The sequence below is a fragment of the Acinetobacter sp. Ac_5812 genome, from assembly GCF_013072695.1.
GTDB lineage: Bacteria > Pseudomonadota > Gammaproteobacteria > Pseudomonadales > Moraxellaceae > Acinetobacter.
Genome location: NZ_LXUK01000022.1, coordinates 621,272 through 634,520, shown reverse-complemented (window position 1 = coordinate 634,520; position 13,249 = coordinate 621,272). Strand labels below are relative to the sequence as shown.

Annotated in this window: 14 protein-coding genes; 5 read left to right on the top strand and 9 right to left on the bottom strand. The window is 41.1% G+C overall.

Translation table 11 applies throughout. The features are described 5' to 3' along the window. Window positions 1-48 precede the first annotated feature (48 nt). Window positions 49-792 carry an adenosylcobinamide-GDP ribazoletransferase gene (locus A7P55_RS16475; RefSeq protein ID WP_171552941.1) on the top strand — a complete coding sequence of 248 codons (744 nt, stop codon included), beginning with the start codon at window positions 49-51 and terminating at the stop codon, window positions 790-792. 61 nt (window positions 793-853) lie between these two features. Here the strand turns inward: A7P55_RS16475 and A7P55_RS16470 are convergent, their stop codons facing one another. From A7P55_RS16470 to A7P55_RS16460, 3 genes are all read right to left on the bottom strand, one after another. Further along, window positions 854-2,317, bottom strand: coding sequence for a PepSY domain-containing protein (locus A7P55_RS16470; protein WP_171552940.1), 1,464 nt, complete (start codon window positions 2,315-2,317; stop codon window positions 854-856). 3 nt (window positions 2,318-2,320) lie between these two features. Then, window positions 2,321-4,432 carry a TonB-dependent receptor gene (locus A7P55_RS16465; RefSeq protein WP_171552939.1) on the bottom strand — a complete coding sequence of 704 codons (2,112 nt, stop codon included), beginning with the start codon at window positions 4,430-4,432 and terminating at the stop codon, window positions 2,321-2,323. 73 nt (window positions 4,433-4,505) lie between these two features. Beyond that, a complete protein-coding gene (locus A7P55_RS16460; RefSeq protein WP_171552938.1) occupies window positions 4,506-5,009 on the bottom strand; it encodes a hypothetical protein in 504 nt (167 codons plus the stop codon). Between the two features lie 119 nt (window positions 5,010-5,128). On the opposite strand from A7P55_RS16460, the gene A7P55_RS16455 reads away from it, so the two are divergent. After that, window positions 5,129-5,947, top strand: coding sequence for an AraC family transcriptional regulator (locus A7P55_RS16455; protein WP_065343886.1), 819 nt, complete (start codon window positions 5,129-5,131; stop codon window positions 5,945-5,947). A gap of 24 nt (window positions 5,948-5,971) precedes the next feature. Here A7P55_RS16455 and A7P55_RS16450 read toward each other — a convergent pair whose 3' ends face one another. The 3 genes from A7P55_RS16450 to A7P55_RS16440 form a co-directional block, all read right to left on the bottom strand. Further along, window positions 5,972-6,574 (bottom strand): LysE family transporter, encoded by a 603-nt coding sequence (locus A7P55_RS16450; protein ID WP_171552937.1) that lies wholly within the window; start codon window positions 6,572-6,574, stop codon window positions 5,972-5,974. A 143-nt stretch (window positions 6,575-6,717) separates the two neighbouring features. Further along, entirely contained in the window at window positions 6,718-7,809 is a 1,092-nt protein-coding gene (locus A7P55_RS16445) for a 3-deoxy-7-phosphoheptulonate synthase (protein ID WP_171552936.1), read from the bottom strand. 118 nt (window positions 7,810-7,927) lie between these two features. After that, a complete protein-coding gene (locus A7P55_RS16440; protein ID WP_171552935.1) occupies window positions 7,928-8,815 on the bottom strand; it encodes a sulfite exporter TauE/SafE family protein in 888 nt (295 codons plus the stop codon). Window positions 8,816-9,030: 215 nt separating this feature from the next. Here A7P55_RS16440 and A7P55_RS16435 point away from each other — a divergent pair, with 215 nt between their 5' ends. Both A7P55_RS16435 and A7P55_RS16430 read left to right on the top strand, forming a co-directional pair. Then, the gene (locus tag A7P55_RS16435; RefSeq protein WP_171552934.1) at window positions 9,031-9,399 is read left to right on the top strand and encodes a hypothetical protein; all 369 of its coding nucleotides are present in this window, start codon (window positions 9,031-9,033) and stop codon (window positions 9,397-9,399) included. Between the two features lie 36 nt (window positions 9,400-9,435). Continuing rightward, window positions 9,436-9,627 carry a hypothetical protein gene (locus A7P55_RS16430; protein WP_171552933.1) on the top strand — a complete coding sequence of 64 codons (192 nt, stop codon included), beginning with the start codon at window positions 9,436-9,438 and terminating at the stop codon, window positions 9,625-9,627. A gap of 56 nt (window positions 9,628-9,683) precedes the next feature. Here the strand turns inward: A7P55_RS16430 and A7P55_RS16425 are convergent, their stop codons facing one another. The 3 genes from A7P55_RS16425 to A7P55_RS16415 are packed head-to-tail and all read right to left on the bottom strand — an operon-like array spanning window position 9,684 to window position 11,814. After that, the gene (locus A7P55_RS16425; RefSeq protein ID WP_171552932.1) at window positions 9,684-9,962 is read right to left on the bottom strand and encodes a DUF1634 domain-containing protein; all 279 of its coding nucleotides are present in this window, start codon (window positions 9,960-9,962) and stop codon (window positions 9,684-9,686) included. Beyond that, window positions 9,959-11,518, bottom strand: a complete 1,560-nt coding sequence (locus A7P55_RS16420) for a PepSY-associated TM helix domain-containing protein (protein WP_171552931.1) — start codon at window positions 11,516-11,518, stop codon at window positions 9,959-9,961. The genes A7P55_RS16425 and A7P55_RS16420 overlap by 4 nt, the downstream gene beginning before the upstream one ends. Before the next feature lie 2 nt (window positions 11,519-11,520). Next, complete coding sequence (locus A7P55_RS16415) at window positions 11,521-11,814, bottom strand: hypothetical protein (RefSeq protein ID WP_171552930.1); 294 nt, start codon at window positions 11,812-11,814, stop codon at window positions 11,521-11,523. A 248-nt stretch (window positions 11,815-12,062) separates the two neighbouring features. Between A7P55_RS16415 and lpxB the strand changes: the two genes are divergently transcribed. After that, window positions 12,063-13,241, top strand: a complete 1,179-nt coding sequence (lpxB, locus tag A7P55_RS16410) for a lipid-A-disaccharide synthase (protein ID WP_171552929.1) — start codon at window positions 12,063-12,065, stop codon at window positions 13,239-13,241. Window positions 13,242-13,249 lie beyond the last annotated feature (8 nt).

The window sequence follows — 13,249 nt, the reverse complement described above, 5'->3', positions numbered from 1 at the left end:
TTTCTTCATAATCCATGCACGATGAACCAGATGTGATTGAGAGGTTGCATGACACCTTTTTGGATTGCCTTGCAGTTTTTGACCGTTTTACCGATTGAGCTCAAAACAATGCCAAGTGCCAAGCAGAATGGTCAGGCATTACTATTTTATCCTTTGGTTGGCTTGTTGCTTGGAATGATTTTATTTGCCTCAGCAATGCTGTTGGTAAAGCTTCCGACCATCTTGAGCGCGGCGCTGATCCTCATACTCTGGATTTGGCTGACAGGTGGATTACATCTCGATGGTTTAGCGGATACAGCAGACGCATGGGTCGGTGGATTTGGTGATCCTGAACGAACCCTGAAAATCATGAAAGACCCTGCTTGTGGTCCAATCGGGGTGTTGAGTTTAATCGTCGTCTGCTTACTAAAATTTGTGGCCGTATACGTTTTGCTTGAACAACAGATGGCTGTCTTTTTAATTGTCTTGCCTATGCTTGGGCGCAGTGTACCGCTATTTCTCTTTCTTACCACACCTTATATGCGTGCTCAAGGTTTAGGGCGTTCTATAACTGATTTTATGCCAAAAAAGCAACTTTGGATGGTTTTTGTCATTACAATTGCATTGCTTTGTATATTTAAATGGTTGGGTTTAGTCGCACTATTGGTTTTTTTACTGATGCTTTTCTATTTGCGTTCTGTATTTATTAAACGTATTGGCGGGATTACCGGCGATACGGTGGGTGCTGCGATTGAGTTGGCTGAAACTGGTGTGATTCTCAGTGCTGTGATTGCTTCATTCTATATTATTTAAAAAATTGACCACTTGATGTGGGGTGATCCTCCTGCAAACAGAAGGATCACTTTGAGTGATGTTAGCGTTTGCGCAATTGAACCAGGAAACCAAGCACAGCGAGTAAAGCAACCAACCCAGCAATCGTACCTAGGATAATATCCCGAAGCGTTTTATCTATTGGCAACCATGTCCATTTATGTAGATAAGCAAAACTAAATCCTTCTAAAGCATCTTGTTGCGTGACCTGAGCTGCAATTACGCCACTGCTGGGCTCAATATACAGTCTGAGTTGATTCTCTAACTGCGTTTCAACCTTAATCACGGGCAGACGCTTGTTGATAAACCCATATTCGCCTCCAAAGCTGGTCACCCATGCGGCCTGTTGAACTTGTTCAGGTGGTAATCCTAAATAACTTGCAGCCAATTGTTTACTTTGTTTAAGAATATCAATCAGTTCACCATTACCAGCATCTACAAACTGAATCGCGGGAACTACTGTTTTAGTCGTGTGATGATCATGCTGCTTCGTTGCCGCCGTCATGCTGCCTTGTAAAGGGCTTTGTCCGATGGCTTGAATCATCCAAGCTGCAGGAGTATGTGTATGGCTAAAGGTAGTTGGAACGAGATCCAGACGCTGAATGGGCTGTGCAGTGACCTGCTGCCATGCTTCGGTACTTAAATCTGCAGTATGAAAAACAGGTTGAATGTTTTTAATATCAGGTTTTTTCTGCCAAAGATGATAGAAACCACTGATCACCCAAAGCAGAATAAAGACGCTTAAACTGATGCCTAAATAGCGGTGCAGAAAACGAATTGGTTTTTGCCCTAGGCGGTGATTACTTCGATTGTGAATGTTAAAGAATAAACCAATGCCCATAAAAATCATGCACAGTATGCCAATCAAAGCCAGTTGCATGAGAATAGTTTGACCTGTCCAAGCTTGATCACTCCATGTCCAGGTATGACCTAAGCGGAAGATTTTTGCCATCCACATCTTTTGATCATTGGAGAGCGTGGCCAGTCGTGCTTGTGAAGGATCAACATAAGCCCGTAAACCATTTTTGAAATCAACACGCCAAACAGGCAGTAAGCGATTGACACTCGGATAATCATCACTGAATGCGGTGATGATTTGACTGGATACAATGTCCTGTTGCGATAAGCCTGTATACCAAAGTGCTAAACGTTGAGCATCTTGCCGTTCTGCATCAATTAGCAATTGACCTGTCTGACTATCATAATATTCCGCAATCTTTTGATTTGGTTGTAATACGCGATAGGCAATCTGCTGAGGTGCTAATTCAATCACCTGTAATGCTGAAAACTGTGCTATCTGATGTTGCTTTAAAACATCAGACGCTGCTAAGGCATGTGTTAAATCCAATTGTTGAGATGGGGGCATTCGTTTCACAGGTTGAGGTTGTGTTGCACTCATGATTGGATGCAACACACCTGTTAAAGACCAAAGTAAAACGAGAATGCCGAACACCATCCCAAAACAACGGTGTAAAGACAGTCGTTGTTTAAGTTGTCTGGCATTCATGGCTTATTTCCCAAAGTGGTAACTTAAGCCTAATAAATAGGTGCGTGGTGCAGCAGGTGTATAGCTGGCCTGATTATTACTAAATGAAGTACTTTCCGCATAATGCTTATCTGTGGCATTCAGGATTTGTCCAAAAATTTCATAGGCATTTCTACGGTAATTGGCACGTAGATTCAGCAAAGTATGGCCATCATACTTTTCCGTATTGGCATCATTAATCCAGTAAGAACCGACATATACTGCTTCCGCAGAGAGCAATAGTTCAGGTATTGGCTTGATCTGGTATTCAAGCGTGCCAAATGTTTTAGGCGCGCTTGGCATGGTGTTGCCGCTGTAATCTAAAACGCTGGAAGGTTGAAACAGCTTATATTCATGTTTGGCAATACTGCCTGAGAGTTTTAAGCGCTGATTATAAAGCTCACTGAGCTTCCAAGTTCCCCCAATTTCAATGCCTTGATGTAAAGTTTTACCCGTATTGCGTGGTTCACGGGTATTGTCTGGCTTGGTATAGCTCATCACTTCATCTTCGCCTTCTAAGCGATATAGCGTGATTTCACCGTCTAAGCGATCATCGAATAATTTAAAACGCAGACCTGCATCGATATTATTAAATGTGGCTTCCTTTAGGTCTGGCGTGACCAGATTTGCACCATATAAACTGCTGACTTCGGGTGGGACAAAGCCCTGTGACCAATTGCTATACAGGTCAATTGCTGGCGTTATGTTCCAGACAAAACCGAGTTGAGGGCTGGCCTTATGAAAATCACGTTTCTCATTCGGTGCACCTGTAATTTTTGATGGGGTTAATTTATTTTCATAGTCATAACCAATCCAGTCATAACGTGCACCACCGACTAAATTTAAAGTCGGTAAAACTTGCCAATTGGCTTGCGCATAGACGGCCTGATTATTGACGTCAACATTAAAATCTCGTAGGCGTTGGCGTTGTTGATAACCGGTATAAACCAAAGTGTTCGGATCACGGAAAACTTGAATATCATTGGTTTTGGCTTGGTTGGGAGAGTGTTCAGCCATCGCACCAATAATCAGTTTGACCTGATCAAATGTAGCTGAATGCTGAGCATTTAAGCCATAAGACTGAAAGGCGTTATAGGTGGTTTGTCCACTATAAGTGCCAGTTGATTTGCCATTTTGAATATCGGTGCGGATGTTATAACTTGGATTCTGTTCGGTCGTATTATCACGATAATACAAGGTAACTTGGCTTTGTTGTTGATCATTCCATTGATGACTAATTTGAGAAGAAAGCCTTGTGGTATCGACTTCACGATAGGTAAAGGTTTGGTAGCTGTATCCCGGGCGCTTGCGATAATCATCCAGATTTAAGCTACCGGTCATATCTGCTTTTAAATGGTTATAGCTGATGATATTTTTGATCTGTGTGGCATCAGAGATGCGCCAATCGTGTCTGAGCGTTATGCTTTGCTTGTTGCTTTCAGCATGGTCTTGCCAGCTATCACCACGATCACTGGCATAGGCTGAAAGTCTTAAACCATGCTCGCCCCATTCGCTATCAAAGGTATTCGATGCACCCACATCGACACGGCGATATCCCTCAGAACTGGCACTGATGCCCAGATCTGCTGTTGCTGTCGCACTTGGAGCTTTGCTGAGGAAATTAATGGTTCCACCAATGGCATTGCTGCCATATAAGCTACTGGCAGGACCGCGTAAAATTTCGATGCTATCAATACCCGCCAAATTCACTTCATATAAGGCATTGTGGTTAAACACGCCCACGGGACGAATTGAAATCCCATCTTCTAAATATTGATAAACAGCTGCTGTAGTAATGGGCTGGCGAATGGACATCATATGCTGTTCATTACCCAAGTCATTCATTAATACACCTGGGGTTTGATTCAGCGCCTGTCCAATAAACGTTGCATGCTTATCTTCAATGTCCTTGCTGTTAATTTTACTGATCGCAGCAGGGGTATTATTAATCGATTCACCTTCACGACTTGCGGTCACAACGATGGTGGCTAAGGTTTTGGTCGCATCAGAGGGTACAGTTTCTGCAAGAACAACCGAGCTATAGCCAACAGACAGGCACGCAGCCGCAAGTGCAGACAAACGGAATGGAGTATTCATTTTGAACTCTATAAAAAGCAATAAACGAGAACGCACCGCCGTCATTTACGGGGTACGAAGTAAAATTTGCGTTTTATAAAGCGAGTGGCGGGGCTTGTTTGATTGGAAAAATATAGAAGATACGGGCGATGTGCAGATCTTCTGTCCACGTATGGCACAGGCAGCGAACGCGACTGAACCAAGCCAGTAGAAATATAATAATGAATGCAATCAGCGGCACGATCGCAGCGGCATCTAGACCATGTGAGCAGAGAGGACAATGCTTCATAATTTGGCTGGCCAATGCATACACATGTTGAGCATATTCACTCAGCTGAGCATGTTTGGCATGTTGTAGCTGCGGTCCGTGATGCATGTCATGCATGCTGTGTTGATGATGACTTGAATGCGTCTGTGACATCAACGAGACATTTTGAATTTCTGTGACTTGGCAATGGCTTGGCATTGCATAAAGTGCAGGTACGACGCCTGTATGAACCATCGTTGGTAAGAAGATATGCCAGAGTAAACACAGCAAAGTAACCGCGCCGAAATAGGCACGCCACTTAAGCAAATGTTGACGAAAACTGGACTTCATATCAGCGATACGTCGTAGGAGAAATGAGGCAGCAGTATAATCAAAAAATGACTTATAGATCAAAGCAAAATTAAGGTATTCTGAGACTGCTGAATTCAATATTTTATAGGCAGATCAGCGTGTCAAAAATAGCAAATCAGTCCGATTGGATTGTTCGGGCTTCTGAGAGTGATCGCTTGGAAAGAATAGAAGCTTTCTTTTCTGATCATGCATATGAACCACACCAACATGATACCTTTGCGATTGGTCGTACCTTGTCTGGTGTACAAAGCTTTCATTATCGTGGTGAAGTCCGACATAGTCAGCATGGCATGACCATGGTGTTACATCCAGATGAAAAGCATGATGGCAGTGCGGGGACTCAAGAAGGCTTTCACTACCGAATGATGTATGTTGAACCTGCATTGATTCAAAAAATCATGAAAGGCAAACCGCTGCCTTTTTTCAAACATGGGCTGAGTGATGATCCACGGCTTTATCGTGTTACTCATACACTATTACAAAACATGCATGATCCATTGGATATTCTAGAAGAAGAAGATGCGTTGTATGACTTGGCAACAACTTTGTATGAAGTCTCAGGTCATGCGCCACGTTCAAGGCAGCGTTATGATTATATTGCGGCTGAAAAAGCCCGAGAATTTATTCATGCTTCACTAGATCAGAACATTAGTTTGGATGATTTAGAACAGAATATACAGCGTGATCGTTGGAGTCTTTCTCGAGATTTTCGATTGCTATTCGGCACCAGTCCGCATCGTTATATGACTATGCGTCGGCTAGATATCGTGAAAAGATGTCTGATGTACGGAGAGTCGCTGACGCAGGCTGCCATCATTGCTGGTTTTTTTGATCAGAGCCATATGACTCGGCATTTTAGCAAAGCTTTTGGGATTACCCCAGCAAGATGGAAACAGATTTATACACGTCAGAAATAAGCTGTGTTTGCAACTAAAAAAGCTCTAAATAAGATGCATACCTTTTAAGAAATCACTCAACATAAATAGACCTGAAATAATTAGGAAGATACCCAGTATTTTATTTAGATGATTGAGCCAAATTGGATTACTCAATTTTTTGCCAATTACTGATCCAGCAAATGAATAAAGCAACGGAGCACCCGCTGCACCAAGAGAAATGAGTAATGAAACAATGAGAATCAAGCTACCAGTGATATGTGCAGCAGGGTACATAATGGTGGTCACAGGTAAAATCACCAAAATCGCTTTAGGATTCAGACTTTGAATCCAGAAACCATTCCAAAAATTGAGGCTTTTGTGTTGGGTTTGATCTGTTTTTAATTCAGTATGCGCTGTCATCATTTTATAGGCGATATAAAAGGTATAAAGCGCCCCGATCAAGGCAATAAAATGCAAATACGCATGGGGAATCAATGCTGCACCTGCATAGCCAAATACAACAAATAGCATCAGCATGGAACAACCCACACCTGCAAAAAAGCCCAATGTTCGAGAGAACTGTCCTGTTAGACCCGCATTTAATCCCATAAAGTTCACAGGACCAGGGCTGTACATCACACTTAAGGTATAAAGAAAAATTTCCATGCTCAACCTAAATGAATCAATAACAAAGGATGATCAAAATAGGGCAAAGCGCTATGCGCTGTATTGTACGTTTGTGCAAGTTAATCGAATCGACAAACAAAAAAAACAGGCTCATAAGAGCCTGTTTTTTTGTAAAGATTGAATTAACGCGTTGCTAATACATCTTGCAATGCTTCATGCATTTCGAGTAATGCTTTTTCTGTGGTTTCCCAATCAATACAGCCATCGGTCACTGACTTACCGTATTCAAGATCACACAGGTTTTCAGGAATATCCTGACGACCACCTTTTAAGTGACTTTCCACCATGATCCCAACGATTGATTTGTTGCCATCAAGGATTTGTTCTGTGATATTTTTCAAAACCAAAGGCTGTAAGTACGGGTCTTTGTTTGAGTTGGCATGACTGGTATCAATCATGATCTTGTTGCTGACTTTAGCTTTTGCCAAAGCGGCTTCCGCTTCTGCAACTGACGTTGCGTCATAGTTTGGCTTGCCATTACCACCACGTAATACCACGTGTGCATAAGGGTTGCCTTTGGTATTGATAATCGCAACTTGACCATTTTCATTCAGGCCCAAGAAACTGTGACCATGTTTAACAGATTGCATCGCATTGGTTGCTACTGTTAAGCCACCATCGGTACCGTTTTTGAAGCCAACAGGAGATGATAAGCCTGATGACATTTCGCGGTGAGTTTGGCTTTCTGTGGTACGTGCACCAATCGCTGACCATGAAATCAAATCTTGATAGTATTGTGGTGAGTTTGGATCAAGTGCTTCAGTGGCACATGGCAAACCTTTTTCATTCAAATCAATTAATAAGCCACGACCGATATGCAAGCCTTTTTCAATATTGAAAGAGTCATTCATGTCAGGGTCGTTGATTAAACCTTTCCAACCAACTGTGGTACGCGGCTTTTCAAAATAAACACGCATCACCAGATATAAAGTGTCTTTTACTTTTTCGCTGAGCACTTTCAGACGGTCAGCATATTCATGGGCAGCTTTAGGATCGTGAATCGAACAAGGGCCAATCACCACAAACAAGCGTTTGTCGTTGCCATCTAAAATGTTACGTACAGTTGCACGTCCTTGTAACACAGTTTGAGAAGCAGCATCAGATAAAGGGAGGTCAGCTTTAAGTTCTGCTGGGGTAATCAAAGTTTGAATGCTTTTAATATTAACGTCGTCGATATCTGGCTGAGAAACTGGATTTGACTGTAGAGTATTCATTGCTGTCACAAATTCAATCGAAAGAAAAGGTTATTTTGTCTACGAATATAGCATGAAATGCCGATTGATTAACTAGTGAAAAGCATAATTTATGTAGAAATAATCGGCATTGTAACGCTTAAACAGTTGTTGTTACGTACTTTGTTTGCTGAACAACAACAGCTTGGTGTGTTTCAACAGGTTTTGGTTTCGCCTTAATTGGGTTCACCATAAAGTTTACACCTAAGGCAAATAAGGTAATGCCTAGAATTTTACGGATCAATCGTTCTGGCATACGTGAGCTGATGAGTGTACCGACAATAATGGCTGGAATTGAGCCCACCAACAACCACATTAACAGGGTAAAGTCGACATTGCCCGAAGACATATGGCTTAGGCCAGCAACTGCTGTCAGTAATACCGCATGTACCACATCTGAACCAATAATACGGATCATAGGAAGATTCGGGAACATAAGCACTAAGGCCATGATACCGAAAGCACCTGCACCAACAGAAGACAAAGTCACAAAGATACCGAGTACAATACCCATAATCACAATGTAATGACGTTTGTGTTGCAATGCATGTTGTTCACTTTCCATATCCGCTTGTTCACGGTTACGAAATTTGTCAAAGAACTTTTCAATTTGTGTGCGGAACACAATTGATATACCAGTCAAGGTCAACATAAAGCCCAAGACCATGGTCAGAACAGCTTTGTAATGTGTTGATTGACTTAAATAATGTTCAAGCACCCAAGAGGTTGCGAATGAGGCAGGAATACTTCCCAAAGACAGCCAAAGTACAATTGGCCAGACAATATTCAGTTTTTTGGCATGAACGACTGAACCACAGAATTTAGAAATCGAGGCATAAAGTAGATCAGTACCAATGGCGATATGTGGTTCGATCTTAAATAGACTAATCAGTATTGGGGTCATTAATGAACCACCACCGACACCTGTGATACCGACACAGAAGCCAACCAATACCCCAGCCATAATAAATTCTATAGGACCAAACATCGACAATATGCCTAATTATGCAAAAATCAGCATATCTTATGCTTTTTTTAGATAACTCGTTGTGATGAATAATGATTTACTTATGCAAAAAAAAGCTAAAGAAAGCGGAATTTACAGCTTTTTAGATCATATTTATTCAGATCAACTTGCTTTACGTGCTGTGATTAGTTTATTTTGAGATTTATACACGGATTGTATATTTGATCATTTCGCCTATGCCAATTTTCATTCGAAGCCTCATTTCATTGCTGATTGCTATGTGTTTTATCACCAATAGCTATGCAATGGCTGTGTCTGAAGTGAATCAACCTGTCGTAGAGCAAGTCATTTCAAATCATGCTGCAATGTCAGATTGTGGAATGTCCGCGATGACTAAGCATGACACTATGGACAGTGGCAAAATGGATACATCACACTGTCAAAAGAGTCTGTGTTGTGTCGCTGCAACATTTGAACACAGCCATCATTCCATTGAACGAAGCATACAATCAATTAAAACAGCAAATTCAGCCTATGAAGATCAACTGACTTTAGGCATTTATCAGTTACCTTATCGTCCTCCAAATCATGTCCTGTTTTTATAAATTCAAATTTTTAATTTTTATTTAAAGGACATGATGATGTTTAATATTAAAACTGTATTGCTTTCAACGCTTCTATTGACCGCTACTGTACCTGCTTTTGCTACTAGTGATTGCTGTAAAGAAAAAGAGGCCACCATAAAAAAAGAGTGCTGTGAAAAAAAGATGAAATGTTGTGATGACAAAGACAAAACGGCTTCTCAGGAAGATCATAGCCATCACGGGCATTAATTTTTAAGTAATAAAGCTATCCTTGGCAGAAGTTGAGGATAGCTGTTATAGCAAAATCATTTTAGTTTTTTAGTGGGTTTTAACTCATTCACTGATAACACCAATATAAAGGTCACTGGTGTGGCAAAGATCCACCAACTGATAAAGCCAATCGAACTACCATACTCTAAACAAAGCAAGCTACCTGCAATCAAAAAGCAGACATAAGCTAAGACTCTAAGGTGTGTTTGATAGCGAATGAAAACCTGTTGTTTGGCTTTACTGATTTGCTTGGCGCTACATTTATAGAGTAACAACATCCCGATGAGGGTCAAAACAAGGCTCAACAGAATCATGCTTTAACCTCTTGTTGCTTTGCCAACTTGCTTTTAATTTTCTGAGCGGATTTCTCTTGAATCGGCTGAATATTTCTAAAAATAAACACGGCAAATAGGGCACAGACCAACAGAAACAAATCAATTCGCAAGAATATCCAATAGCTGTGTAAATCAGTGATTAACTGATGTTGAATCAAGTACACCAAGTTAGAGATCGGTAGAATCAAAGCAATCAATCCGAAGATACAAATCTGTGATTTCCATAAATATTGTTTTTGGGTCAATAAAGCGATGATAAAGCTCAGTCCCCATACGCTGAAAAAGGTATAAATTTCATAGTTAGGGGTGGTTTCAGTGATATGGACCAATCGATTGGCGAATAGATAGCCGAGCATTGCCGTAGGAAGGCCGACAAAGGCTGCAACATTTAAACGATCCACCAGATAATAGCCGAAATGAAATTGATTCGATTTATTTTGAATCTGACGTTTTAAGCTCCACAGTAATAGGCCAGACGCAATCATCAAACATCCCAGAATGCCTGAGCAAAAGAAAGCGAAGCGCAGTATCGGCTGAGCAAAAGTCGCCATATGTAGGCCATAAACACCTGCATTTAAGGTCGCAACAGCACTTTCATTTCGGGTATTCGCCAATACATGACCTTGACCATCAAAGGTAATTTGTGCCTGATTTAAGCTAATCGAACGATCTTCTAATTGCTTAAAGGTAATGATGGCTTGGTCTGTATTGGGATTTTTGACCTCAATCGATGCTAAGGCTTGATCTCCCCATTGTTGTTTTACTTTTTCTAATAAGCTGCCAATCGGTAACATTTCCGCTTTTTTAGGTTCAGCTTGATGCGTTGTACTTTTTTCAGTGGTTCTGATCTCAGTAAAATATTGAAAAGGATTCTCTGGATAAAGCTTTTGCATGCCCCAAGGCAAGTACAGATAAAAGAAAATCGCCAAGCCTGTAAAGGTAATGGTCAGGAAAAATGGCAATGCCAGTACAGAAGAGACATTATGGAAGTCCAACCATGAGCGTTGCGATTTAAATGTTCTGAGAGTAAAGAAATCGGTAAAGATCTTCTTATGTGTAATGATACCTGACACCAAGGCAACCAGCATAATAAAGGCAGCGAGACAGGCAATCAGCCGTCCGACCATGATGGGAACACCATAGAGCTGAAAGTGGAAATTATAAAAGAAATCTCCGCCTTGGGTCGCTGAGAGTTTTAGCTCTTGCCCTGTATTGGCATCTAAACTACGGCTTTCATAGCCGCCGCTGGCTTGTTGCCAATACATTTTATTGACGGGTTCTTCATGATTGGCAATATTGAGATACCAAGATTTGGCATCAGCCGCATTTTTAGCTAAATAATCCGTTGCTGTACGAATCGCTGTATCTTGATTGACTTGATATTGCGCCAGTTGTGGCTGCATCCATAGATTAATCTGATGTCGATAATAGGAGCTGGTGCCCATTAAAAAAATGGCAAATAAAAGCCAGCCAAAAATTAAGCCTGTCCACGCATGCAACCATGCCATTGATTGGCGAACACCTTTATTTTGCATTTTTAATTTAAACCCACAGATAAGCCAAACAATGCGCCAGTCAAAACCAGACTGATCAAGCTGAGTTTGATCAATGAATGCGTACAAAAACTCAAAATGATAAAGGCCAGATAAAAGAGAATTGAAATAAAGGCCGCAAGATAGATTGCCTCTGCCTTGTCTAATAAATGGCTAAACAATGAACCAAGTCCAAGGCTCAAATACATCATGCACACGTAGCCAAGAACAAAGCTCAGTACAAAGCGATAGAAAATGCTCAGTCGATAGACAAGCGAAACAGATGCAGATTTAGCCATAAAGGGTCTTGAAGCAAAAGAAGGGAGAAATAGATCACGTATGGAAATGATTCTTGTTTATATTAAGTCTTAGCTGAATCTCAATCAATTCTTCATTCATCGTAAATCTAGATTGTATTTTGAATAATAAATGTCATCTTAGATCAGAACTGATGTTCACCAATCATGAACAATTTGCACGGTGTAGGGTGATTCGATGTAAAATCATTCTGTTAGAATCATTTAAACATTTCTGTGGGGCGTAGGTCTTGTTAAAGCAAAAACTAAAAATTGGTATCGTGGTGGGGGAAGTTTCTGGAGATACTCTAGGAGTGAAACTCATGCGCAGTTTTCGCGAACAGGGCATCGATGCTGAATTTGAGGGGATTGGTGGCCCACAAATGATTGCAGAGGGATTTCACAGTTATTATCCGATGGAAATTCTTTCGGTGATGGGAATTGTTGAAGTCCTTAAAGATTTAAAAAAGCTGTTTGCTGTGCGTGATGGTCTAGTTGAACGTTGGACTGGGCATCCCGTTGATATCTTTATTGGTATTGATGCGCCCGATTTTAATTTACGCCTATCTAAAACTATTAAAGAAAAACAGTTACCGATAAAAACTGTGCAATATGTCAGCCCGTCGGTCTGGGCGTGGCGCCAAGGTCGTGTTCATGGAATTAAACGCAGTATTGACTTGGTACTTTGTTTATTTCCATTTGAAAAAACCTTTTATGAAAATTATGAGGTTGCCGCTGCCTTTGTTGGGCATCCATTGGCAAAGCAACTACCGTTAAAAAATCCAATTACTGAAGCCAAGCATCAATTAGGCTTGTCTGCGCATAAAACCCATATTGCTTTATTACCTGGAAGTCGCCGTGGTGAAATTGAACGATTGCTGCCACTGCTCACAGGTGCTGCTGAAATTCTTCATCGGAAGCATCCTGATCTGGAGTTTTTAATCCCCGCAATTAATGATGCGCGCAAGCATCAGATTGAACAGGGCATTCAAAATCTAGATACCAGCCTGAAATCTAAAATTCATGTACTGGAAAATAGCGATGCCGAGTCAAAAATTGGCCGTATGGTGATGAATGCCAGTGATATCGTCGCTTTGGCTTCTGGTACGGCGACTCTTGAAGCAATGTTATTGCATCGTCCAATGGTGACTTTTTATAAGTTGAATTGGTTGACCTATCTGATTGCGAAATTTATGGTCAAAATTCCATACTATTCATTGCCAAACATTATTGCGGGCAAGAAAGTGATTGAGGAACTGATTCAGGCCGATGCAACGCCTCAGCATTTAGCCACTGAAATTGAAAAATTAATGGATCATGAAACGGCGCATATCCAAATGATGCAACATTTGAGCATGCATAAACAGTTGATCTCAGGTAATACTGAAGATCCAGTACAGGCGATTCTTAATTGCCTGAATGCAGGCTAAATAAAAAG